Annotated in this window: 22 protein-coding genes; 11 read left to right on the top strand and 11 right to left on the bottom strand. The window is 70.8% G+C overall.

Annotated elements, in window-relative coordinates; all coding sequences use genetic code 11:
- Positions 1-63: 63 nt before the first annotated feature.
- Positions 64-861, top strand: coding sequence for an HAD family hydrolase (locus tag KDL01_RS23885; RefSeq protein WP_212530815.1), 798 nt, complete (start codon positions 64-66; stop codon positions 859-861).
- A 660-nt stretch (positions 862-1521) separates the two neighbouring features.
- Here the strand turns inward: KDL01_RS23885 and KDL01_RS23880 are convergent.
- On the bottom strand, positions 1522-2340 hold the full coding sequence (locus KDL01_RS23880) for a Fic family protein (RefSeq protein WP_368861632.1): 819 nt from the start codon (positions 2338-2340) through the stop codon (positions 1522-1524).
- Positions 2341-2444: 104 nt separating this feature from the next.
- On the opposite strand from KDL01_RS23880, the gene KDL01_RS23875 reads away from it, so the two are divergent.
- The 4 genes from KDL01_RS23875 to acs all read left to right on the top strand — a co-directional run bounded on the left by KDL01_RS23875 (position 2445) and on the right by acs (position 7457).
- On the top strand, positions 2445-3611 hold the full coding sequence (locus tag KDL01_RS23875) for a histidine kinase (protein ID WP_212530813.1): 1167 nt from the start codon (positions 2445-2447) through the stop codon (positions 3609-3611).
- Between the two features lie 188 nt (positions 3612-3799).
- Positions 3800-4549, top strand: coding sequence for a LytR/AlgR family response regulator transcription factor (locus KDL01_RS23870; RefSeq protein WP_212530812.1), 750 nt, complete (start codon positions 3800-3802; stop codon positions 4547-4549).
- Between the two features lie 130 nt (positions 4550-4679).
- Entirely contained in the window at positions 4680-5282 is a 603-nt protein-coding gene (locus tag KDL01_RS23865; protein ID WP_212530811.1) for an acetate uptake transporter, read from the top strand.
- 216 nt (positions 5283-5498) lie between these two features.
- On the top strand, positions 5499-7457 hold the full coding sequence (gene acs / locus KDL01_RS23860) for an acetate--CoA ligase (protein ID WP_212530810.1): 1959 nt from the start codon (positions 5499-5501) through the stop codon (positions 7455-7457).
- Positions 7458-7526: 69 nt separating this feature from the next.
- Here acs and KDL01_RS23855 read toward each other — a convergent pair whose 3' ends face one another.
- Positions 7527-8756: a GNAT family N-acetyltransferase gene (locus KDL01_RS23855; protein ID WP_212530809.1), complete on the bottom strand. Its 1230-nt coding sequence runs from the start codon at positions 8754-8756 to the stop codon at positions 7527-7529.
- Positions 8757-8970: 214 nt separating this feature from the next.
- Between KDL01_RS23855 and KDL01_RS23850 the strand changes: the two genes are divergently transcribed.
- A complete protein-coding gene (locus tag KDL01_RS23850) occupies positions 8971-9360 on the top strand; it encodes a phage holin family protein (RefSeq protein WP_212530808.1) in 390 nt (129 codons plus the stop codon).
- A 108-nt stretch (positions 9361-9468) separates the two neighbouring features.
- The gene (locus KDL01_RS23845; protein WP_212530807.1) at positions 9469-10386 is read left to right on the top strand and encodes an alpha/beta fold hydrolase; all 918 of its coding nucleotides are present in this window, start codon (positions 9469-9471) and stop codon (positions 10384-10386) included.
- A gap of 83 nt (positions 10387-10469) precedes the next feature.
- On the opposite strand, the gene KDL01_RS23840 is transcribed toward KDL01_RS23845, so the two are convergent.
- The 4 genes from KDL01_RS23840 to nth are packed head-to-tail and all read right to left on the bottom strand — an operon-like array spanning position 10470 to position 13971.
- Positions 10470-11192, bottom strand: coding sequence for a metal-dependent hydrolase (locus tag KDL01_RS23840; protein WP_246576884.1), 723 nt, complete (start codon positions 11190-11192; stop codon positions 10470-10472).
- 22 nt (positions 11193-11214) lie between these two features.
- Complete coding sequence (locus KDL01_RS23835; protein WP_212530806.1) at positions 11215-12399, bottom strand: MarP family serine protease; 1185 nt, start codon at positions 12397-12399, stop codon at positions 11215-11217.
- Positions 12386-13135, bottom strand: coding sequence for an NUDIX hydrolase (locus KDL01_RS23830; protein ID WP_212530818.1), 750 nt, complete (start codon positions 13133-13135; stop codon positions 12386-12388). The genes KDL01_RS23835 and KDL01_RS23830 overlap by 14 nt, the downstream gene beginning before the upstream one ends.
- A gap of 8 nt (positions 13136-13143) precedes the next feature.
- The gene (nth, locus tag KDL01_RS23825) at positions 13144-13971 is read right to left on the bottom strand and encodes an endonuclease III (RefSeq protein ID WP_212530817.1); all 828 of its coding nucleotides are present in this window, start codon (positions 13969-13971) and stop codon (positions 13144-13146) included.
- A gap of 405 nt (positions 13972-14376) precedes the next feature.
- Here nth and KDL01_RS23820 point away from each other — a divergent pair, with 405 nt between their 5' ends.
- On the top strand, positions 14377-15060 hold the full coding sequence (locus tag KDL01_RS23820; RefSeq protein ID WP_212530816.1) for a Crp/Fnr family transcriptional regulator: 684 nt from the start codon (positions 14377-14379) through the stop codon (positions 15058-15060).
- 148 nt (positions 15061-15208) lie between these two features.
- Here KDL01_RS23820 and KDL01_RS23815 read toward each other — a convergent pair whose 3' ends face one another.
- The 3 genes from KDL01_RS23815 to sp36 are packed head-to-tail and all read right to left on the bottom strand — an operon-like array spanning position 15209 to position 16631.
- Complete coding sequence (locus KDL01_RS23815; protein ID WP_212530805.1) at positions 15209-15982, bottom strand: MBL fold metallo-hydrolase; 774 nt, start codon at positions 15980-15982, stop codon at positions 15209-15211.
- Between the two features lie 2 nt (positions 15983-15984).
- On the bottom strand, positions 15985-16455 hold the full coding sequence (locus tag KDL01_RS23810) for a RidA family protein (RefSeq protein WP_212530804.1): 471 nt from the start codon (positions 16453-16455) through the stop codon (positions 15985-15987).
- Positions 16455-16631: a Sp36 family protein gene (sp36, locus tag KDL01_RS23805; protein ID WP_212530803.1), complete on the bottom strand. Its 177-nt coding sequence runs from the start codon at positions 16629-16631 to the stop codon at positions 16455-16457. The genes KDL01_RS23810 and sp36 overlap by 1 nt, the downstream gene beginning before the upstream one ends.
- Before the next feature lie 111 nt (positions 16632-16742).
- Here sp36 and bagA point away from each other — a divergent pair, with 111 nt between their 5' ends.
- Positions 16743-17786 (top strand): ATPase BagA, encoded by a 1044-nt coding sequence (gene bagA, locus KDL01_RS23800; RefSeq protein WP_307846545.1) that lies wholly within the window; start codon positions 16743-16745, stop codon positions 17784-17786.
- Entirely contained in the window at positions 17783-18937 is a 1155-nt protein-coding gene (bagB, locus tag KDL01_RS23795) for an ArsA family ATPase (protein WP_212530801.1), read from the top strand. The genes bagA and bagB overlap by 4 nt, the downstream gene beginning before the upstream one ends.
- Before the next feature lie 139 nt (positions 18938-19076).
- Here the strand turns inward: bagB and KDL01_RS46815 are convergent, their stop codons facing one another.
- Positions 19077-19493 carry a WhiB family transcriptional regulator gene (locus tag KDL01_RS46815; RefSeq protein WP_438801981.1) on the bottom strand — a complete coding sequence of 139 codons (417 nt, stop codon included), beginning with the start codon at positions 19491-19493 and terminating at the stop codon, positions 19077-19079.
- Between the two features lie 426 nt (positions 19494-19919).
- On the opposite strand from KDL01_RS46815, the gene KDL01_RS23785 reads away from it, so the two are divergent.
- On the top strand, positions 19920-22106 hold the full coding sequence (locus KDL01_RS23785) for a transglycosylase domain-containing protein (RefSeq protein WP_212530800.1): 2187 nt from the start codon (positions 19920-19922) through the stop codon (positions 22104-22106).
- 126 nt (positions 22107-22232) lie between these two features.
- On the opposite strand, the gene KDL01_RS23780 is transcribed toward KDL01_RS23785, so the two are convergent.
- On the bottom strand, positions 22233-22691 hold the full coding sequence (locus KDL01_RS23780) for a GatB/YqeY domain-containing protein (protein ID WP_212530799.1): 459 nt from the start codon (positions 22689-22691) through the stop codon (positions 22233-22235).
- Positions 22692-22758 lie beyond the last annotated feature (67 nt).

The following is a 22758-nucleotide window of genomic DNA, read 5'->3' as shown; positions in this document are numbered from 1 at the left end:
GGGGCGGGGAGCTGGGCTGCGGGCGCCGGGCCCGGGCGGCGGCGGAGCACGTATGCTTCCCTCATGCGCACGGCGGCGTTCTTCGATCTGGACAAGACGATCATCGCGAAGTCCTCCACCCTGGCCTTCGGCCGCTCCTTCTACCAGGGCGGGCTGATCAACCGGCGCGCGGTGCTCAAGACCGCTTACGCCCAGTTCGTGTACCTGGCAGGTGGCGCCGACCACGACCAGATGGAGCGGATGCGCAAGTACCTGTCCGACATGTGCACCGGGTGGGACGTCGGGCAGGTCAGGGAGATCGTCGCGGAGACGCTGCACGACCTGATCGACCCGCTCATCTATCAAGAGGCCGCGGACCTGATCGCGCAGCACAAGGCGGCCGGGCGCGATGTGATCATCGTCTCGTCGTCGGGGGCCGAGGTGGTCGAGCCGATCGGACAGATGGTCGGCGCGGACCGGGCCATCGCGACGCGGATGGTCGAGGAGGACGGGCGCTACACCGGCGACATCGCGTTCTACGCGTACGCCGAGCACAAGGCCGCCGCGATCAAGGAGCTGGCCGAGGCCGAGGGCTACGACCTGAGCGAGAGCTACGCCTACAGCGACTCGGCCACGGACCTGCCGATGCTCGAGGCGGTGGGGCACCCGTACGCGGTCAACCCGGACCGGGCTCTGCGCAAGGAGGCCGGCTCGCGCGACTGGCCGGTGCTGGTGTTCACCAACCCGGTCTCGCTTCGGGCGAAGATGGCCAACATCCAGTTGCCGACGAAGCCGGTACTGGCGGCCACGGCGGTAGGCGTGGGCACGGCGGCCGCGGCGGGAATCGTCTGGTACGCGCGGCGGAAGAAGTCCGGGGACTGAAGGAAGTAAGGAAGTCCGGGGACTGAAGAAAGTCCGGGGGCTAAGGACCGGGGGCTAGGCTGCCGGAAGAAGTCATAGGGCTGCCCAGGGACCGGGGACTGCTCAGGGGGCTAGCTCTTCCGGGGGAACGTCGCCGGGAACGGGGGTCACGGCCGGCTCGGGCCGGACGTGTGACAGTCAGCCGGACACACAGAACAGCCGCTGACGGACAGCCGGATACGGGTGACATACCAGGTGACACACAGCTGACGGCACCCCGAACTACTGTCCGAGGTGCCGCCTGAGCAACGGGAATCCGGGATATCAGCGTGCACGATGCTTGTTCGCCCTGTCCGGGCCGTCACCTGGTTTCTCTCCACCCAGGTCTCGACGGTCCGGCGGCGGGCCCTGACGAGGGTCGATCGCGCGTGGGTTCCCGAATCTCCGTGTGCGGTCCGTGGGCCGGTCGACTCCAACTCCTTCTGTTTCCCGGGTATCCCAGATGTGCCAGATACCCTCGAAGCGGTCTCGCGGGCCGTACTTCCTTTGTAGGCCTATACCGCGGAGTTGGAAAGCGGGGCGCCGGGCATACGCCGGGTTCTTCACCCGGATGGCGCAGAGGCGACGGGGAAAGCGCAGGTCAGGGACTGAGGCGAGCAGAGAAGCCGATGGGGGACTCCCTCAGCCGCGCATCAGTGCTTCGCACACGGCCATGGACTCCTGGGCGCCGAGCTCCAGTGCCTGGGCGCAGGCGGTGATCCACTCGGCGATGCCGGCGGCGGTGCCCTGGGCGTAGGCGGCGAGGGCTTCGCGGTAGGCGGGCAGGCCCAGTTCCACCCAGCCGACTTCGGGGACGGCGAGGGAGTTGGGGTCCAGGCCGCGGTCTACCAGCAGGAGGCGGAAGAGGGCTCGGGCGATCAGGCCGTCGCCCCAGCCGAAGGCGGCGATGGACAGCAGTTCCGCATGCGCGATCGAGGCGACCACGAGCGCGGGGGCCTTGCTAGAGCTGGCCAGTACGCCGGTCAACGCGGTGAGCCTGGCGGCGGCTTCCTGGGCGTCGACAGGGGGTTGGGGCATCGCCGGCTCGGCTTCGACCTTCTCCCCTGCCAGGCGCGGGCGGCCGATTCCGGTCGAGTCCGCGGTGCCGGCGGCGGCGAGCAGGTGCATCCGGGTCAGAGCCTGGGCGGGGGCCTGGCGCAGGACCGGCAGCAGCTCGGAGAGTTCGCCGGAGATGCGCAGGGCTCCGCGCACGGCCGCGGCTCCGGGTTCGTCGCCGAGGTCGGTGCGGCGGCGCAGTTCCTCCAGCGGCCAGTCGGCGCCGGCCAGGGCGGCGGACGCGCGGGCGCCGCGCAGCGCCGATTCGGCCGTCACCTGGGCGCTACGGCTTCGCAACACCTTGTGACCGCGCAGTCGGTCCACGGCCACCCGGGACCGTTCCACGGCTTCGTCCACGCCCGGCAGGGCGGCCACGGCCGCCAAGGGATCCGCCTGCACCTGCACTCCTGTCACCGGTTGTCGCACCACTGGATACTACTTCGCCGGATCCGACGGTTTGTCCCGCCCGTCTTCTTCCGCCGGACAGCGCACTGCCGTACCGTCACTGTGTGGACTCAGCCACCACGACCATCGCGGTAGCCGGTGTATTGGCGATCCCTGTGGGCGCCGCCATGCGCGCGGCGCGGCGTCACCATGTCTACGGGACCGCCACGGAACGCGCCGCGTACGAGGCGATGCACACGGTCTCGCTCGCCGCTCCGGCACTGCGCGAGGGGCTCTCGGCCGATTCGGCGCGCAAGGCGGCCCGGCATCTGCGGCGGCTGCTCGACACCACGGCCGTGGCCATCACCGACTCCGAGCAGTTGCTGGCCTGGGAGGGCGCCGGGCACCGGCACGAGGGCGACGCGTACACGCACGCGAAGGAGGTCATCGCGACCGGGCGGGTCAAGCTGCTTGACTGGATCGAGTGCGGCAGCGAGGACTGCACCGTGCGCGACGCGGTGATCGCGCCGCTGGTGGTGGAGGGCGAGACGGTCGGCACTCTGGCCGCTTACAACACCGCCGCCTCCGTGGCGCTGACCCGGGCCGTGTGCGAGGTGGCGCGCTGGGTCTCCTCACAGCTCGAACTCGCGCAGCTGGACCAGTCGCGGGCGCGGGCGGTCGAGGCGGAACTCAGGGCACTGCGGGCGCAGATCTCGCCGCACTTCATCTACAACTCGCTCACCGCGATCGCCTCCTTCGTCCGCACCGACCCGGGGCGGGCGCGGGACCTGTTGCTGGAGTTCGCCGACTTCACCCGGTACTCGTTCCGGCGCGGCGGGTCGATGACGACGGTGGCCGAGGAACTGCGCTGCATCGACTGCTACTTCGAGCTCGAACAGGCCAGGTTCGGCGACCAGCTGCAGCTGGCGGTACGGGTGGCGCCGGACATACTCGCGGTCGAGATCCCGTTCCTGTGCCTGCAGCCGCTGGTGGAGAATGCGGTGAGACACGGACTGCGCGAGCGTGGCGGGCAGGGTACCGTGACGATCACGGCCGAGGGGCGCAACGCCGGCCGGCCGGATGAGCACTTCGCCATCGTCATCAGGGACGACGGGGCGGGCATGGACGCCGACACCAGCCGCGGTGTCCTGGACGGGCGCGGGTCCAACGAAGCGCACGCGCTGTCCAACATCCACGAAAGGCTGCGCGCCGCCTTCGGACCGGAGTACGGGCTCGAGCTCGACTCCACCCCGGACGCCGGCACGAGTGTCACGGTGCGGATCCCGCGCTAGGAGTGCGGGACCACGAGGGAGCACGGGACAAGGAGCTTCGGATCAGGCTGCGGCTTCGGACGCGTGCGTCCGCCGCGGATTCGCGCGGTGGGCGCGGCGCGTGACGGGCGCCGCGGCGATGCCATGGGCACGGCCGCCGCCCCGCGACGGACGCGAAGACGACGAGTAGGCGGACAAGGAGCGGCGCGGTGACGGAGCAGCAGAGCGGACTTTCGGTCCTGGCGGTGGACGACGAGAAACCGGCCCTCGAGGAACTGGCCTACCTGCTCGGCGCCGATTCCCGGATCACCGCCATCCGCACGGCCAACGGCGCCGCCGAGGCCCTGCGCGCGCTCGGTGAGCCGGGCCGGATCGACGCGGTGTTCCTGGACATCCGGATGCCGGGGGTGACCGGTCTCGACCTGGCCGGAACGCTGGCCCGGCGCAAGGACAGCCCGCACGTGGTGTTCGTCACCGCGCACGAGGATTTCGCGGTCAACGCCTTCGACCTGCACGCGGTGGACTACGTGCTCAAGCCGGTGCGCCAGGACCGGCTGGCCGAGGCGGTGCGGCGGGTGGAGGAGCGGCGCAGCGCCCGGGCCAAGGGGGATCAGGCCCCGGACGAGGTGGTGCCGGTGGAGCTGGCCGGGGTCACCCGGTTCCTGATGCGCTCGCAGATCCGTTACGTCGAGGCGCACGGGGACTACGCCCGGCTGCACACGGCCACCGGCTCGCATCTGGTACGGATCTCGCTGGCAACGCTCGAGGAGCGCTGGACCGAGCACGGCTTCGCCCGGATCCACCGGTCCTACCTGGTCGGACTGCGGCACATCTCGGAGGTGCGCTGGGACGCGGGGCACACCACGGTGACGGTCGGCGGCAAGGTTCTGGCGGTGAGTCGGCGGCATGCGCGGGAGTTGCGTGAACGGCTGGTAAACCTGCCGGGTCAGCACTCCTGAGTCGCGGCCGTTCGGCGCGCTCCGTCCGCCTCTCGGCGCAAGCGCGGCGCGGATGAAAGCTGACCAAAGGGCGGAACGGGCACAGGTGGGTCAGGACCCTACAATGATGTAGAAGGGATCTGAACTCCCCATGAGCAACGAATCCGCTCCCGCGTCCGCTCCAGGAATCGCCGACCCGGCACCGCTGGGCCTGCTCGGCTTCGGTTTCACCACCCTCATGCTCTCGCTGAGCAACGCCAACCTGTTCAAGGGCACCGACGGGGTCGGCCTCGTGCTGGCGCTTGCCGTGTTCTACGGCGGCGGGGCGCAGCTGGTCGCCGGCATCTGGGACTTCAAGCGCGGCAATCTGCTCGGTGCGACCGCGTTCTTCTCGTACGGCTCGTTCTGGCTGATCTTCTGGTACTGGGCCAAGGAGGAGAACGAGGGCGGGGCGACCAGCAACGGCCTCGCCTGGTTCTTCCTGGGCTGGGCGGTCATCACCGCGATCTTCGCGCTCGCCGCGCTCAAGAGTTCGCACGCGCTGCTCGCGACTCTGACCTTCCTGACCCTGACCTTCCTGTTCCTGGCCTTCGGCGAGTGGCAGAACGCGACCGGGCCCGACCCGGCCGCGCTGACGAAGGTCGGCGGCTGGCTCGGCATCGTGACCGGGCTGCTGGCCTGGTACACGGCGGGCGCGACCATCGTCAACACGGCGCACAAGCGGGAGCTGCTTCCCACCAACCTCAAGCGCTGACACACCGCCAACGCGGCGTGCCCGAGCGCTCCACCTCGGCCGCGGCCCCGTCCCGGGGTCGCGGCCGAGTATCGTGGTCTAGACCATATTTTCGGCGCAGACCCTTGCATAACCCCGTGCGGCCTGCTGTGCTTGGGCGCTGGGAGGTTTGTGAAACCTTCCGCACGAGATCATCGAGCCGGTCTGCACACAGATTGCCCGTGAAGGAGTTCGCGCGTGTCCAACGAAGCGCTGTCAAACCTTTTGCACGAGGAGCGACGGTTCGCGCCCCCGGCGGAGTTCGCCGCGGCGGCCAACGTGACCGCCGAAGCCTATGCCGCGGCCGAGGCCGACCGGCTGGCCTTCTGGGAGACTCAGGCCCGCCGGCTGCACTGGGCCGAGCCCTGGACCGAGACCCTGGACTGGTCTGACGCCCCGTTCGCCAAGTGGTTCGTGGGCGGCAAGCTGAACGTGGCCTACAACTGCGTCGACCGGCACGTCGAGGCCGGACACGGCGAGCAGGTCGCCATCCACTTCGAGGGCGAGCCCGGCGACTCGCGCTCGATCACCTACGCCGAGCTGCAGCGCGAGGTGAGCAAGGCGGCGAACGCGCTGACCTCGCTCGGCGTGGTGGCCGGGGACCGGGTGGCCATCTACATGCCGATGATCCCCGAGACCGTGGTGGCCATGCTGGCCTGCGCCCGGATCGGCGCGCCGCACTCGGTGGTCTTCGCCGCCTTCGCCCCGGACGCGCTGCGCTCCCGGATCGACGACGCCGGCGCCAAGGTCCTGATCACCGCGGACGGCTACAACCGCCGCGGCTCGGTCGCGAACCTGAAGCCGAACGCGGACGCCGGCGTGGAGGGCGCCGAGACGCTGGAGAAGGTGCTGGTCGTGCGGCGCACCGGGCACGAGGTGCCGTGGAACGCCGAGCGCGACGTGTGGTGGCACGAGTTGGTCGACGCGCAGTCGGACCAGCACACGCCCGAGGCCTTCGACGCCGAGCACCCGCTGTTCATCCTCTATACCTCCGGCACCACCGGGAAGCCCAAGGGCATCCTGCACACCTCCGGCGGCTACCTGACCCAGGCCTCGTACACCCACCACGCGGTGTTCGACCTGAAGCCGGACACCGACGTCTACTGGTGCACCGCCGACGTCGGCTGGGTGACCGGGCACTCGTACATCGTGTACGGCCCGCTCTCCAACCGCGTCACGCAGGTGCTCTACGAGGGCACCCCGGACACCCCGCACCAGGGCCGGTTCTGGGAGAACGTGCAGAAGTACAAGATCTCGCTGCTCTACACCGCCCCGACCGCGATCCGCACCTTCATGAAGTGGGGCGAGTCGATCCCGGCGAAGTTCGACCTGAGTTCGCTGCGGCTGCTCGGCTCGGTGGGCGAGCCGATCAACCCGGAGGCGTGGATCTGGTACCGGGAGTTCATCGGCGGCGGGCGCTGCCCGATCGTGGACACCTGGTGGCAGACCGAGACCGGCTCGATCATGATCTCCCCGCTGCCCGGGGTGACCGAGACCAAGCCGGGTTCGGCCATGACGCCGCTGCCGGGCATCTCGGCGAACGTGGTGGAGCAGGACGGCACCGTGGTGCCGAACGGCGGCGGCGGTTTCCTGGTGCTCGACAAGCCTTGGCCCTCGATGCTGCGCGGCATCTGGGGTGACCCGCAGCGCTACAAGGACACGTACTGGTCCCGCTTCGCCGAGCAGGGCTACTACTTCGCGGGCGACGGCGCGAAGAAGGACGAGGACGGGCACCTGTGGCTGCTCGGCCGGGTCGACGACATCATGCTGGTGTCCGGGCACAACATCTCCACCACCGAGGTCGAGTCCGCCCTGGTCTCGCACCCGAAGGTGGCCGAGGCCGCGGTGGTCGGCGCCAAGGACGAGATCACCGGCCAGCGGATCGTGGCCTTCGTGATCCTGCGCGGCGGCAACGCCGAGGACGAAGGCCTCGACGACGAGCTCAAGGCGCACGTGAGCAAGGCGCTCGGCCCGATCGCCAAGCCCAAGCAGATCCAGTTCGTGGCGGAGCTGCCCAAGACCCGTTCCGGCAAGATCATGCGGCGTCTGCTCAAGGACGTGGCGGAGGACCGGGCCATCGGCGACACCACGACGCTGGCCGACTCCACGGTGATGGACCTGATCGCCTCGAAGCTGCCGCACGCGGCCGAGGAGTAGGAACCAGCTACCTCAGGGCCCTGTCCGGCTTCGGCCGGGCAGGGCCCTCGCGTTTCTCGGCCGCCCGGCTCAGATCCCGATCGAGAGCCAGGGCTGGACGTCGCTCGCGAACGCCGTCGACGCGGCCCGCACCGCGCCCTTGGTGTGCTCGGTCACGAGCGCGGCCGACTCGAGCGCGCGCAACGTGGTGCCGCCGAGGTAGGCCGCGCCGAGTTCGCGCACGTCGACGGTGAGGTCGGCCGGCGCGTCGGTGCGCGCGCATTCGGCCCCGGTGCCGTCGCCGGTGAGCCGCCAACGCCCGGCGTTCCAGGGGCAGAACGCGTCGGCGACTTCGAGCACGACGTCGATGGGGGTGCGGTAGGTGCGGGCGGCCAGGGCGCGGTCGAGGTCGACGAGGCGGATGTGCAGCTTGTCCTGGATGGTGGGCGCCGCCGAGCGGACGTCCTCGAGCAGCAGGAGCAGCGGGTCGTCGACCGGCAGTCCCATGTAGACCGTGTGCGTCTCCCGGACGAGGTCGATGTTGAGCAGCATCTGCCAGAGCGCGGCGTACGCGGCGATGTCATCGGCCTGGACCTGCCTGACGCGCGTCTGACGGCTGTTGACCTCGGTCCGGTAGAGCGAGAAACCGACCGGCGTCCCGCCACGCTCGGCGAGCACGCAGCGCAGCTTGGACTCGCCGCCGCGCATCTCGGGGGTGTCGGCAACGTCGAAGCCGAACCACCACTCGGGCTTGGTGAGGATGCCGGGGCGGGTCAGGGCCTGACGCTCGTACAGCTCCCTGCGGAACGCGGTGATCGAGGACGGCTCGACCAGCCGCAGGGAGACCTCGTCGGTGCCCGGCGGCAGTCGCAGGGCGTTGGCGTGTCGCGGGACCGACAGCGTGACCGCGCTGCTGGCCCGGCCGTAGCCGAAGCGGGCGTAGATCGACGCCTCGCTGGCGGTCAGCCCGGCGACCGGCTCGGCCCCGGTCTCGTGCAGGGTGTCGAGCTGTTGCCGCATCATCGCCCGCAGCCCGCCCCGGCGCCGGTGCGTCGGCAGCACGCTGACCCAGGTCACCCCGGCCATCGGCACCCGCCTGCCCTCGGGCACGGTCAGCCCCAGGGTGAAGATGGAGGCGCCGCCGACCTGCTCGTCCCGGTCGAACAGGCCGATGCTGCGGTCGGTCTCCAGGAACCCGCGCTGCCAGTCGGCCATTTCCGGAGTCACCGGTCCCTCCAGGAACGCGATGTTGTCGAGTTCGAGGAAGCGGTCCATGTCCGCAGGGGTGAGCGGACACACGTTCAACTGCGGCTGTGGCATGGCTCATGGATAGCACGCCGTTCCTGGCGCGATCCACGCCATTACACGATTTATGTCGCCAAGGAGATTTATCGACAAATCGATTTGGCGATTCTCGGGTGAGACCTGCGCAGACTCCCCCCGAGTGGCCCAATCCCCGCGTACGGGGCGAGCGGGACGGGTACGCGGGCGGCGACCGAGGTAAGCGCAGCAGGCTGTGAAGGGCAGGCCAGCGATGTCCGTGGATACCGAACAGAAACTGAGCAACCTGGTCTCGAGCGCGGCTCAGGACGTTTCCGCGCTGGTGCGCGGTGAGATCGCGCTGGCCAAGGCGGAGGTCCGGGAGGACGTCAAGCAGGCGGCGACCGGCGGCGGGCTGTTCGGCGCGGCGGCGCTGCTGGCCCTGTTCGCCCTGATGATGCTGTGTTTCGCCGCGGCGTACGGGCTGCACGCGACCGGACTGGGCCTCGCCTGGTGCTTCCTGATCGCCGGCGGCGGGCTGCTGCTGCTCGGCGGGGCGGCGGCGGCCATAGGGCTGGCCCGGTTCAAGAAGATCAAGGGGGCCGAGGCCACCAAGCGCTCGACCTCGCAGACGATCGCGGTGCTCAAGCGTGCGGACGGGTGAACCCGGCCGCACCGGCACCTCGAAAAGCGAAGACTGATCGTACTTATCACCCTCCGGTGTGGGGTCAACGACACTGCCCGGCCACCCGGATGTGCCATGCTGACGAGCATGGCTTCAGATCTCACCCCGGTGTACGCGGACGGGCCGTGGACGCACCGGGACGTGTCGGCGAACGGCGCGCGCTTCCACGTCGCCGAACTCGGCGAGGGACCGCTCGCGCTGTTCCTGCACGGGTTCCCCCAGTTCTGGTGGACCTGGCGGGATCAGCTGCGGGCGTTCGCGCAGGCGGGTTATCGGGCCGTGGCCATGGACCTGCGCGGGATCGGCGGCAGCGACAAGCCGCCGCGCGGCTACGACCCGCTCACCCTGACCATGGACGTCACCGGCGTCATCCGGGCGCTGGGTGAGTCGAACGCGATTCTGATCGGGCACGGCTGGGGCGCCGGACTGGCCTGGACGGCCGCCACGATGCGGCCCAAGGCGGTGCGCCGGCTGGTGGTCACGGGCGCGGCGCACCCGCGGGCGCTGCGTTCGGCGCTGCTCACCCACCCGGGTCAGATGGCCGCGAGCAAGCACATCTTCGCGGCGCAGCGGCCGATGCAGGCCGAACGCGCCCTGGTCAAGGACGCGGGCGCGCCGGTGGCGCGGATGCTGGAGGCCTGGAGCCGGCCGGGCTGGCCGGACCCGTCGGTCGAGAGCCGGTACCGGCAGGCGATCCAGATCCCGGGCGTCGCGCACAGCGCGATGGAGTACTACCGCTGGCAGGTGCGCTCGCTGGTGCGGCCGGACGGGCTGCGCTACCACCAGCGAATGCGGACACTGACCGAGGTGCCCACGCTGCACCTGCACGGCGCGCTCGACCGCGCGGTGCTCGACTCCACCGCGCGCGGCTCCGGGGTGCACGTGAACGCGCCGTACCGGTGGCGGCTGCTCGACGGCGTCGGGCACTTCCCGCAGGAGGAGGCGCCCGACCTGTTCACCGCCGAGGTGCTCGGCTGGCTCAGGGACGAGGAGCCGGACCGGTAGGTCGGCGCCGAAGACGCCGCCGCCCGCGGCCGAGACGGACGCGGGCAGCGGGACGGGTGCAGGCGGGCGGTAGCCTACGCCGACTAGTGTGGAGTCCTTATCGCCAGGAAGACGCAGGCCAGCGCGCCGATCGCCATCAGCGGAGTGAGCACGGCCGTCTCGAGCTTGTTCCCGGTGTGGCTGATGATCGGGATCTCGAAGTGCTGCTTGATCGGCCAGAACAGCGGGCAGCCCTCCTTGGTCAGGCAGTCGCCGACCAGGTGCACCAGTGTGCCGAGCCCGACCGCGGCCGGCAGCCAGGCCGGGTTCTTGGGCAGGTACTGGTAGGTGGCGAAGGTGCCGGAGATCGCGATGATCTGCACCACGCCCCAGGACTGGATCCCCTTGCCGGGCGGGCACAGGTGCAGCGCGCGCACCGCCAGCGAGAGCAGCAGGTACATCACGCCCAGCACGAAAGGCCTGCCCCAGTAGTGCGCGCCCTCCCAGGCGCCCACCGTCACCAGCGCCACGAACAGGAACGAGTGCGTCGCGTGCCGGTGGCCGCCGGAGATGAAGGACACGAACTTGCAGAACGCGTGCGAGACCGGCCCGAGGAAGTGCGCGATGGTGCCCTCGGGGTGGTCGAGGTCGGGCAGCAGCGCGGCGCCCGCGGTCGCGAAGGCACCTAGCACTATGTCCGCGACCGTGAGCTTCTGATGGTCCAGCAGATCCGCCCACCAGGCCACCGGAGCGGCCGCGGCCGCGGCGCCCCAGGCCAGGGCGCCGCTGGTCGAATGCGAATGGCCGAGCACTGCATCCCCCTCCAAGAAGATCGATCAGTCCGCGAACCTACACGGCACAGCCCTCCGTGTCGACCGAGGTGACGGCGTCGGCACCGCGCTGGGCATCACTCTGCACGAGGTTCGCGGTGAGCGCGTACCCCGTGGAGGAATCCTGAAGCGACTTGGCGAATACGACCCCGTAGACCTCGCCGTCCGCGGTCAGCAGCGGGCCGCCGGAGTTGCCCTGGAGCACCGACGCGTAGAGCGAGAAGATGTCGCGGGTGACGGTGTTCTGGTCGTAGATGTCCTGGCCCTGCGCGTCCATCTCCTGCCGGATGCGCGCGGGCACGGCGCTGAAGGAGCCGTCCTCCGGGAACCCGGCCACCACGGCCTCGTCCTCGGCCTTGCCGCTGGTGTCGAACTGGAGCGAGGGCACGTCCAGGTTCGGGACGTAGAGCACGGCGATGTCCTTCTCCGGGTCGTAGAGCACGACCTTGGCGTCGTACTGCTTGCCCACCCCGCCGACCTGCACGGTCGGGTTCTGCACGCCGCCGACCACGTGCGCGTTCGTCATGATGTGGTCGGGGGCGTAGACGAAGCCGGAGCCCTCGATCTGCTTGCCGCAGCTCGGCGCGTCGCCCACGATCTTCACGATGGAGGACTCCGCCGCGGTCACCCCCTGCTCGTGCAGCACGGCCGGATCGGGGGCCGGGACGTTGGCGATCGTCTCCTGGGTGAAGGGCCCGAACACCTGCGGGAATCCGCTGCGCCCGAGCACCAGCGAGAAGGAGTGGAACCAGGAGCTGGAGTCGGCCGGCAGCAGTTTCTGAATGCCCGCCAGTATCCGCGACTGGTGTACCTGGGTGACCACCACCGGCATGGTCGAGCTGGCCAGCGCGAGGCCGAGGAACCAGGAGACCAGCAGCACCGAGACCACGGACACCACCGCGCCCGCGCCCTGGTCCACCGCCTGCACCGGACGCCACGTCATCTCCCGGCGCACCCGCCCGCCGAGCGAGGTGGCGAGCACCTGGCCGAGCACGGCCAGGGCGAGCACGGCGCACAGCGAGATGGTGGAGACCACGAGCGAGGACTGGAAGCGGCGCATCAGGTCGGGGACGAGCCAGACCCCTATCAGCAGGCCGCCGACGAAGCCCACGAACGACATCACGCCGACGACGAAGCCCTGGCGGTAGCCGGAGATGGCGAAGCCGACACAGATCAGGATGATGATGAGATCAAGCAGGTCCATGCGCGCTCCGCAGCTCCCTCGGGTCGAGTGGCAGGTCGAAGGCCGCGGCCTTCTCATCCCAGTCCCTCGCCCAGCCGCCGAGCCGGAGCACCGCGTCGAGCACGCCCGCGGTGAAGCCCCAGACCAGCAGTTCGTCCACGACGAACGCCGGGCCTTTGAATCCTGACGAATGACGTACCCGGATCCGGTTGGCCGGATCGGTCAGGTCCGCCAGCGCCACCCGGCACACCCGCGCCACCTCGGTCGGGCTGCCCGCCCGCAGCGGCCCCGGCGCGTGCCACCACGCCAGCACGGGCGTGACCAGGAAGTCGCTGGGCGGCAGGTAGAGCTCGGGCAGCACGCCGAACACGCTCGCCCCGGCCGGGTCCACCCCGGCCTCCTCCTGCGCCTCGCGCAGCGCGGCCCGGATCGGGCCCTCGCCCTCGGGGTCGCCGTCGAGCGGGTCGATCCCGCCGCCGGGGAAGGCCGCCTGGCCGGCGTGCGCGCGCAGGGTGGTGGCGCGCTCGGTGATCAGGATGTCAGGGCCGTGCGGAAGTTCCGCACCGAACAGCAGCAGCACGGCCGAGCGGCGCGGCTCGCCGGAGAGCTCGGGGGGCCGGCGCAGGCGGGGCCGCGCCATCCACTCCAGCCCGGTGGACGCGCCCGCCGCGGCCTTCGCGAGCGGCCGCAGCCAGTCCGGCAGCGCCTCCTCGGCGGCGAAGCGGACGTCGTTGGGCAGGGGGATCGGCAGCGGCATCGCCCTGGTCACCCGGCCTTTCCGGCCAGCGCGCCGGGCGCCCGCCGCGGCTTGCCGACGACCGCGGCCGGGGTGGCCGCCCGCTGCTGCCTGCGGACCTCGGCCAGGGCGGCGGCCTCGCGCGCCGAAGCGGGCTTGAGCAGCGCCTCGGCCTTGGCCGGATCGAGTTCGCCGACGCCGTACGAGGGGCACAGCGCGGCCAGCGGGCAGGCGCCGCAGGCCGGCCGGCGGGCGTGGCAGATGCGGCGGCCGTGGAAGATCAGCCGGTGCGAGAGCAGCGTCCACTCCGTACGCGGGAACAGCTCGCCGATCTCGTGCTCGACCTTGACCGGGTCCTCCAGCGTGGTCCAGCCGAAGCGGCGCACCAGCCGGCCGAAGTGGGTGTCGACGGTCAGCCCCGGCACGTCGAAGGCGTTGCCGAGCACGACGTTCGCCGTCTTGCGGCCCACCCCCGGCAGCGTGACCAGGTCCTCGAGCCGCCCGGGCACCTCGCCGTCGAAGCGGGCGCACAGCTCCCGGCCGAGCCCCAGGATCGAGGCGGCCTTGTTGCGGTAGAAGCCGGTGGGCCGGATCAGCTCCTCCAGCTCGACCCGGTCGGCCCCGGCGTAGTCGGCCGCGCTCCGGTAGCGGGCGAAAAGGGCCGGGGTCACCTGGTTCACGCGCACGTCGGTGCACTGCGCGGACAGGATCGTGGCCACGATCAGCTCGAGCGGGTCGTGGAAGTCGAGCTCGCAGTGCGCGTCCGGATACAGCTCGGCCAGCACGCGGTTGATCTTTCTGGCCCGGCGCACCAGGGCCACGCGGGACTCGGTTCTCCCCGTCTTGCGCACCGCCACGCTCGCCTCGCCGACCTTCCACCGACCTCGTACACGCTCGTACACGGCCCGGGCATCCGCCCGGGCTCAGGGGCCAAGCCTACGGGCGTCCGTCTGGGCTACGCGAACATCCGTCACCCTTGAAGGAAAACGCGCCGAAGGCCCCGAAGCGTTCCCGAGCGTCGGGCGAGCCGGATTCCGACCGCTTTCCGACGACTCCCGCCGCCGTGTCGCGGACCGGGCGCGAACATGTCCCGCACCGGTTCCGCATAGCTTTCGCACACCGCTCCCGACTAGGTGTTAGACGGTGTCGTAGGCCACACTGGAGGGGCAACGACATAACAGATTGGAATCCGCGGTCGAGTGGCCGAGCCACCGGCCAGCGGAGACCTTGAGCGTCCGCAAGGACTGTTGGAGGGTTGGCCAGTGGACGACGTGCTGCGTCGGAGCCCGCTGTTCGCCGCGCTCGACGAGGAGGCTTCGGCCTCCCTGCTGAAGTCGATGACCGAGATCGTGCTCTCCCGCGGGGACGCGCTGTTCCACGAGGGCGACCCGGGCGACCAGCTCTATGTGGTGGTCGAGGGCAAGATCAAGCTCGGCCGCAGCTCAGGGGACGGCCGGGAGAACCTCACCGCGGTGATGGGCCCCGGCGAGATGTTCGGCGAGCTGTCGCTGTTCGACCCCGGACCGCGCACCTCCACGGCCACCGCGCTGACCGCCACCAAGCTGCTCGCGCTCGGCCACGCCGAGCTCCAGCCCTGGCTCTCGGCCCGGCCCGAGGTGGCAAGGGCGCTGCTCAAGGCCATGGCCCGGCGGCTGCGGCGGACCAACGAGACCCTCGCCGACCTGGTCTTCTCCGACGTGCCCGGCCGCGTGGCCAAGGCGCTGCTCGACCTGTCCACCCGCTTCGGCCAGCCGGCCGGGGACGACCAGGAGGGCATCAAGGTCTCGCACGACCTGACCCAGGAGGAGCTCGCCCAGCTGGTCGGCGCCTCCCGCGAGACGGTGAACAAGGCGCTGGCCGACTTCGCCCAGCGCGGCTGGATCAAGCTCGAGGCGCGCGCGGTCGTGCTGCTCGACACCGTCCGGCTGGCCCGCCGCGCCCGCTGAGGTCCGCCGTCGGCGTGTCCGCAGGTGGCCGCCGCGCGGACGTCGGAGCCCGGAATCCGGAAAATCGACGTCCGCGGCGGTAACACTTAGGTGAACGTTTGTACGCCGAACTAGGCTCCGCCCCCGGCTCGCGCCCCGCCTCGCGGGCTCAGTCGAACCGGGTCGGATCCAGGTAGTGCAGCTGGGCGCGGACCGAGAGTTCGGCCGCGGGCCACAGCGCCGGATCGACCTCGGCGTACACCCGGCGCACCACCTGCGCGGCCGAGTCGTCGCCGGCCGCGAGCGCCGCCTCCACTTGGGCCAGCCGCTCGGCCCGGTGTGCCAGATAGAAGTCCAGCACCCCCACCGCGTCCCCCAGCACCGGACCGTGCCCGGGCAGCACGGTGTCGAACTCGTGCCGGGCCGCGGCCGCCCTGAGCGCGCGCAGCGAGTCGAGGTAGTCCCCCAGCGTGCCGTCCGGATGGGCCACCAACGTCGTCCCGCGCCCCAGCACGGTGTCGCCGGTGAGCATCGCCCGATCGGCCGGAAGCAGGAACGAGAGGCTGTCGCCGGTGTGCCCCGGCGTGCCGACGACCCGCAGTTCGAGGCCGCCCACCGCCAGCGCGTCGCCGTCCGCGAGCCCCTCTGAGCCCAGCCGCAGCGCCGGGTCGAGCGCGCGCACCGGCGCGCCGGTGAGCTCGGCGAAGCGCCGGGCCGACTCGGCGTGGTCCGCGTGACCGTGCGTCAGCAGGATCTGCGCCACCCGCGCGCCGAGCCCCTCGGCCGCCGCGATCACCGCCGCGAGATGCCCCTCGTGCGACGGACCGGGGTCCACCACCACGGCGGCGGTGGACCCCGGCTCGCACAGCACCCAGGTGTTCGTGCCCTCCAGCGTGTAGGGCGACGGGTTGGGCGCGAGGACCAGCGTGGCCCGTTCGGTCACGCCTACGCGACTTCCGCGACGAGCTCGACCTCGACCGGCGAGTCGAGCGGGAGCACGGCCACTCCGACGGCCGAGCGCGCGTGCACCCCGGCCTCGCCGAAGACGTAGCCGAGCAGCTCGCTCGCCCCGTTGATCACCCCGGGCTGCCCGGTGAACTGCGGGTCGGAGGCCACGAAGCCGACCACCTTCACGATCCGGCGCACGTTGGCCAGGTCGCCGACCACGGACTTCACCGCGGCCAGCGCGTTCAGGGCGCACCGCTGGGCCAGCTCCTTGCCCTGTTCCGGGCTCACCTGCGCGCCGACCTTGCCGATGGCCGGCAGCGCGCCGTCGACCATGGGCAGCTGGCCGGAGGTGTAGACCAGCGAGCCGTTGCGCAGCGCCGGGACGTACGCGCCGGCCGGCTTGGCCACCTCGGGAAGCGTCAGCCCGAGCTCGGCCAGCCGCTCCTCCGGGTGCTTCGCCTCCGACATCAGGACTCCCCTCCGCCGTCCGACACCGTGCGCTTCATGTAGGCCACCAGGTTCTCCGGGTTCGGCCCAGGCACGACCTGGACCAGCTCCCACCCGTCCTGACCCCAGTTGTCCAGGATCTGCTTGGTGGCGTGCACCAGCAGCGGCACCGTCGCGTATTCGAACTTCTTCGCCATGGGGCCTACCGTAACGCCTCCCGCAGCCGCGTCGGCGTCCGCAGGTCCGGCTCCGCCTGCCGGTTCCTGCGTCGGCGGCACTGAGCACGGGGTAAGGGTTACGCTCGGATGGTGACCAAAGCCGACTCCGACACCGCCAGGGACTGGCCCGGCGTCCGTCTGCACGTCGTGACCGGGAAGGGCGGCACCGGGAAGACGACGGTGGCCGGCGCGCTCGCGCTCGCCCTGGCCGGCCGGGTGCCCCGACGGCGTAGCGGCGACGCGGAGCGGCCCCCCACCCGAGTGCTGCTGGTGGAGGTGGAGGGACGGCAGGGGGTGGCCCAGCTCTTCGACGCCCCGCCGCTGCCCTACGAGGAGCGGCGCATCGCCGTCGTGCCCGGCGGGGGCGAGGTGTGGGCGCTGGTGATAGACCCGGAGCAGGCGCTGCTCGAGTACCTCGACATGTTCTACAAGCTCGGGCCCGCGGCCCGGGCGCTCAAGCGCTTCGGCGCCATCGACTTCGCCACCACCGTGGCCCCGGGCATCCGGGACGTGCTGCTGACCGGCAAGACCTGCGAAGCCGTACGCCGCCGCTCCACCGAGGACGGGCGCACCTTCCACTACGACTCGGTGGTCATGGACGCGCCGCCCACCGGCCGGATCACCCGGTTCCTGAACGTCAACTCGGAGGTCTCCGGCCTGGCCAGGGTCGGGCCGATCCGCAACCAGGCCGACGCGGTGATGCGGGTGCTCACCAGCGCGCAGACCGCCGTGCACTTCGTGACCCTGCTGGAGGAGATGCCGGTGCAGGAGACGCTGGACGGGATCGCGGAACTGCGCAGCGCCAGCCTGCCGGTCGGCGGGATCGTGGTGAACCAGGCCAAGGACGTGGTGTTGACGGACGATCAGCTCAAGCGCGCCGCCGGCGAGGGGGTGGACCGGGCCGAGCTGGCCGCCGGGCTCGGGCCCGTCGGCCTCGACCAGCCCCCGATCGTGGACGCGCTCGCCGCCCTGGCCACCGAGCACGCCCGGCGGGTGCTGCTCGAGCAGGAGCAGCGCGAGGCCCTGAGTGTGCCGGAGACCGCCGTGTACGAACTGCCCCTGCTGACCGAGGGCGTGGACCGGGTGGGTCTGGACCGGCTGGCCCGGGCGCTGCGCGGCCAGGGGGCCGCGTGAACGCCCCGGCCCACGCCCCGCGGCTCGACCTCGACGCCCTGCTCGACGACCGCGGCACCCGCATCATCGTGTGCTGCGGCTCGGGCGGAGTCGGCAAGACCACCACCGCCGCCGCGTTCGCGCTGCGCGCCGCCGAGCGCGGCCGGGACGTGGTCGTGCTCACCATCGACCCGGCCCGGCGCCTGGCCCAGTCGCTGGGCCTGACCGAGCTGGACAACACCCCGCGGCCGGTCGAGGGCATCGACACCGGCGCCGGCGGCCGGCTGCACGCGATGATGCTGGACATGAAACGCACGTTCGACGACATCGTGGTCGAGCACGCGGACTCCGGCCGGGCGCAGCAGATCCTGGACAACCCGTTCTACCAGTCGCTCTCCGCGAGCTTCGCCGGTACGCAGGAGTACATGGCGATGGAGAAGCTCGGCCAGCTCTACGACAAGGGCGAGTGGGACCTGATCGTGGTGGACACCCCGCCGAGCCGGTCCGCGCTGGACTTCCTGGACGCGCCCAACCGGCTCGGTTCGTTCCTCGACGGCAAGTTCATCCGGGTGCTCACGGCCCCGGCGAAGGTCGGCGGCTTCGGCGGCGCGTTCAAGCTGCTGGCCGGCGGCGTGGGCCTGGTCACCGGCGCGCTCGGCAAGCTGCTCGGCTCGGGCCTGCTGGCCGACGTCCAGGCCTTCGTCAACGCGCTCGACACCATGTTCGGGGGCTTCCGCGAGCGGGCCGAGGCCACCTACCGGCTGCTCCAGGCCAAGGGCACCTCGTTCGTCGTGGTCGCCGCGCCGGAGCCGGACGCGCTGCGCGAGGCCTCCTACTTCGCCCGGCGGCTGGCCGAGGAGCACATGCCGCTGGCCGGCCTGGTGCTCAACCGGGTGCACCCGCAGCTGACCGACCTGACTCCGGAGCGTTCGCTCTCCGCGGCCGAGCAGCTGGACGAGAACCCGGGCCCGCAGCAGGCACTGGCCAGCGGGCTGCTGCGGCTGCACGCCGAGCGGGTGGAGCTCAACCGCCGGGAGTCCAAGTTGGCCGACCGCTTCGCCGCGATCCACCCGGGCATCAGCCTGCTGCGTCTGCCCGCGCTCGCGGAGGACGTGCACGACCTGGCCGGCCTGCGCCTGGTGACGGCGAGCGCGGACGGACAGGTGGCGTAGGGGGCGACGGTCGGTAGGCGCGGCCGACTCGCAGCCGTGCTCGAGCATCGCCCGGTCTGCGGCCGCGGCGGGTTTCGTGTGGGCAAGGTGACGACGGGTGCCTGATCACGCGTCGTCGTGGCGCTGCGCCCGCCCCCGCTCACCCCACCGGCGCCGGCTGCACCAGATCCTCGGCCAACGTCACGATCTCCACCACGTCGGCGTCCACATCCGCGTCCGAGTCCCGCTGCTGCGGCAGCATCTGCCCCGGCTCGGGCACCATCAGCATCGTGCCGGTGCGCTCGAAGTACGCGTCGCGCTTCTCCTCCAGCACCTGCCGCCACGAGCGGACCTCGGGCCGACGGCGCAACAGCGCCCGCCGCTCCCGTTCGGTCATCCCGCCCCAGACCCCGTACTCGACTCGATTGTCGAGGGCGTCGGCCAGGCATTCGGTGCGCACCGGGCAGGTCGCGCACACGACCTTCGCGCGATTCTGCGCCGCCCCCTGCACGAAAAGCTCATCCGGGTCCATCCCCCGACAACCCGCAGCTATGGTCCAATCCTCAACCCACGCCATTTCCGGTGCAGTCCTCTCCGCACTCGAGGCTCCCCTTCGCCCCCTCACTCGCGTGACCGCCCCCGCGAGGTGAGGAAGCGGCTTCCGCACTAGCCGCATTTCTCACGCTGGTATGACTGTCCGACCGCCGTCATCGACGGCCTGCCCGGTGCTGAGGATCCACCTGGCCCGACGGGCTTCGGTTTCCCTCAGTAAGCACGACAGTACGGAACGGCGACATCGCGCGACAGTCCCCATCCTGGTCAATCTCTGATGGCCCGTCCGGACTATGCGTCCTGTCGCAAGTGGGCCACAGTTCCGACCTGTGGGGCCCGGGCCCGCCGCGAGCGAGGTGGGGAAAGTACCCTGAGGGGCATGGCCAAATCAGCAGGCGATTATTCCGGATTAGGGGGCTTCGGCCGCCTTTTGTCCCATCTCGGCATATTCGTGGCGATCAGCGGCGCCGCGGGCCTGCTGATCGCCGGACTGTTGCTGCCAGGGGCCGCGGCCGTGGGCCTCACGGCCAAGTCGGCCTCGGACGGGTTCGAGAACCTGCCGGTCAGCTTCGAGGCCCCCGCGCTGCCGCAGCGCACCCAGATCTACGCGGCGGACGGTTCGCTGATCGCCACCACGTGGGACGACAACATGCACGGCAACCGCGTCGTGGTGCCGTACGACAAGATCAGCTCGGCGATGCCCGAGGCCCTCGTGGCCATCGAGGACCAGCGCTTCTACCAGCACGGCGGAATCGACCTCAAGGGCACCCTGCGCGCCCTGGTCAACGACTCCTCCGGCGGCTCCCTCCAGGGCGGTTCCTCCATCGCCCAGCAGTACGTCAAGAACGTGCTCGAGGTCGAGGCCGGGGAGAACGCCGCCGCCCAGCAGGCCGCCATCGCCGACACCCTGGACCGCAAGATCGTCGAACTCAAGGACGCGATCGCGGTCGAGAAGCAGATGTCCAAGCAGGAGCTGCTCGACCGGTACCTCAACATCGTCTACTTCGGCAACGACTCCTACGGCGTGGAGACCGCCGCCGAGCGCTACTTCTCCACCACCGCGGCCAAGCTCACGGTCCCGCAGGCCGCACTGCTGGCCGCGATCGTGAACAGCCCGACCATGTACGACCCGCTGCAGCATCCGGAAGAGGCCCTGGCCCGGCGCAACATCGTGCTGCAGGACATGGCCTCGCCGACCCTGCACTACCTCACCGCGGCGCAGGCGGCGGCGTACGAGAAGACGCCGCTCAACCTCAAGCCCACCACCCCGCACGACGGCTGCATCACCGCCCAGAAGTCGGCGGCGTTCTTCTGCAACTACGTCTACGACACCTTCATCAGCGACGCGGACTACGGCAGCACCGTGGCCGCGCGTGAGGCCATGTGGGACGAGGGCGGCCTGAGCATCACCACCACGATGAAGACCAAGAACGAGACCTCGGCCGACACGGCGATCTCCAAATACGTGAAGTCCACGGACAAGGTGGCCTCCGCGATGGTCGAGGCGACACCGGGCACCGGCGCCATCGTCGCCATGGCCCAGTCCCAGACCATGGGCAACGGCAAGGGCCAGACCTACATCAACCTGAGCTCGGACCCGGCGCACTCCGGCACCAACGGCTTCCAAGCCGGCTCCTCGTTCAAGATCTTCGTCGGCCTGGCCGCGCTCGAACAGGGCATAAGTCCAAGCCTCGCCATCGACGCGCCCCATCAGATCGACGACGCGGGAACGAACTTCGTCGCCTGCGCCGGTACCCAGACCTCCGTGCCCTGGTCCTCGGACGGCTCGTCGTACTCGCCGTCGAACGACGACGGCACCAACGGCCCGACGAACATGATCGACGGCTTCGCGAACTCGGTGAACACCTACTTCATCCGGCTCGAGGAGAAGACCGGCCTGTGCCAGCCGGCCACGATCGCCAAGTCCATGGGCATCACCCAGGACAACGACTCGGGCAACGGCGCGGCGCTGCAGCAGATCCCCTCGTTCACCCTCGGCACCAACAACATCACGGTGATCGAGATGGCCGAGGCCTACGCCACCCTCGCGTCCGGCGGCACGTACTGCAAGCCGTACGTCATCACGGCCGTGAGCGACTCCTCGGGCAAGCAGTACGCGGCGCAGAAGCCGCAGTGCGCGCAGGTCCTCGACACGAACACCGTCAACGAGCTGACCTACCTGCTCCAGGGCGTGGTGAAGTTCGGTACCGCGGCCACGAAGGTGCCGCTGGACGGCCGTGAGGTGGCCGGTAAGACCGGTACCACCGACGGCGGCGTGGCCACCTGGTTCGACGGTTACACCCCGCAGCTCGCGGCCGCGGTGTGGACCGGCTTCATCAACTGGAACTCGACCACGAAGATGGAGCACATCGAGATCGGCAACACGTACTACTCGAACCAGGTCGCCGGCGCCTCGATCTCCGCGCCGATCTTCAACAAGGCCATGACGGCCGCGCTCCAGGGCGTGCCCTGGCAGAACTTCACCGCCCCGGTCGGCTTCGACAACAGCGGCAACAGCGCGACCCCGGGCAAGGGCGCCGGCGGAGTCAACGGCGGGACCACCGGCACGACGGCCGGGGGCAACGGCGGCAACAACGGGAACGGCAACACCAACGGCCTGTTCGGCGGGCTGTTCTAGCCGGTCGGACCAGGTGGGTCGCAGACCCGCCGCACACGCAGACAGGGGCCGTATCCGCCGGAAGGCGGGTACGGCCCCTGCGTCGTCCTCGGTTCGGTGCGTCAGCTCGCTACGGTGTGCTCCGCGTCAGCTCAGCGCGGCCTTCACCGCCGCCGCGACCCGCGAGCCGTCGGCCCGGCCGGCCACCCGCGGCGTGAGCACCTTCATGACGGCGCCCATGGCCCGCGGACCCTCGGCCCCACTCTCCGCCACCGCGGCCGCCACCAGCGCCTCGAGCTCCTCGTCGGACAGCGGCGCCGGCAGGTACTCGGCGATCACCTCGCCCTCCGCCACTTCCTGGGCGGCCTGCGCGTCGCGTCCCGCGCCGGCGAACGCCTCGGCGGCCTCCCGGCGCTTCTTGGCCTCGCGGCCGAGCACCTTGAGCACCTCGTCGTCGGTCAGCACGCGCGCGCTGGCGCCGGAGACCTCCTCGTTGGTGATCGCGGTCAGCGCCATGCGGATGGTGGCCGAGCGCAGTGCGTCCCGCGCCTTCATCGCGGCGGTCAGGTCGGCCCGCAGCCGTTCCTTGAGAGTCGTCGTGGTCATGACACAAGGGTGTCATGAAGTTGCTCCGGGAGCGTACGCAATTGTGGGCGCGGGGGCGGGTCGAGGG

Source organism: Actinospica durhamensis (assembly GCF_018139695.1).
GTDB classification, from domain to species: Bacteria; Actinomycetota; Actinomycetes; order Streptomycetales; family Catenulisporaceae; genus Actinospica; species Actinospica durhamensis.
The sequence above is the reverse complement of the archived record's forward strand: the minus strand, read 5'-3'. Positions and strand labels throughout refer to the sequence as shown.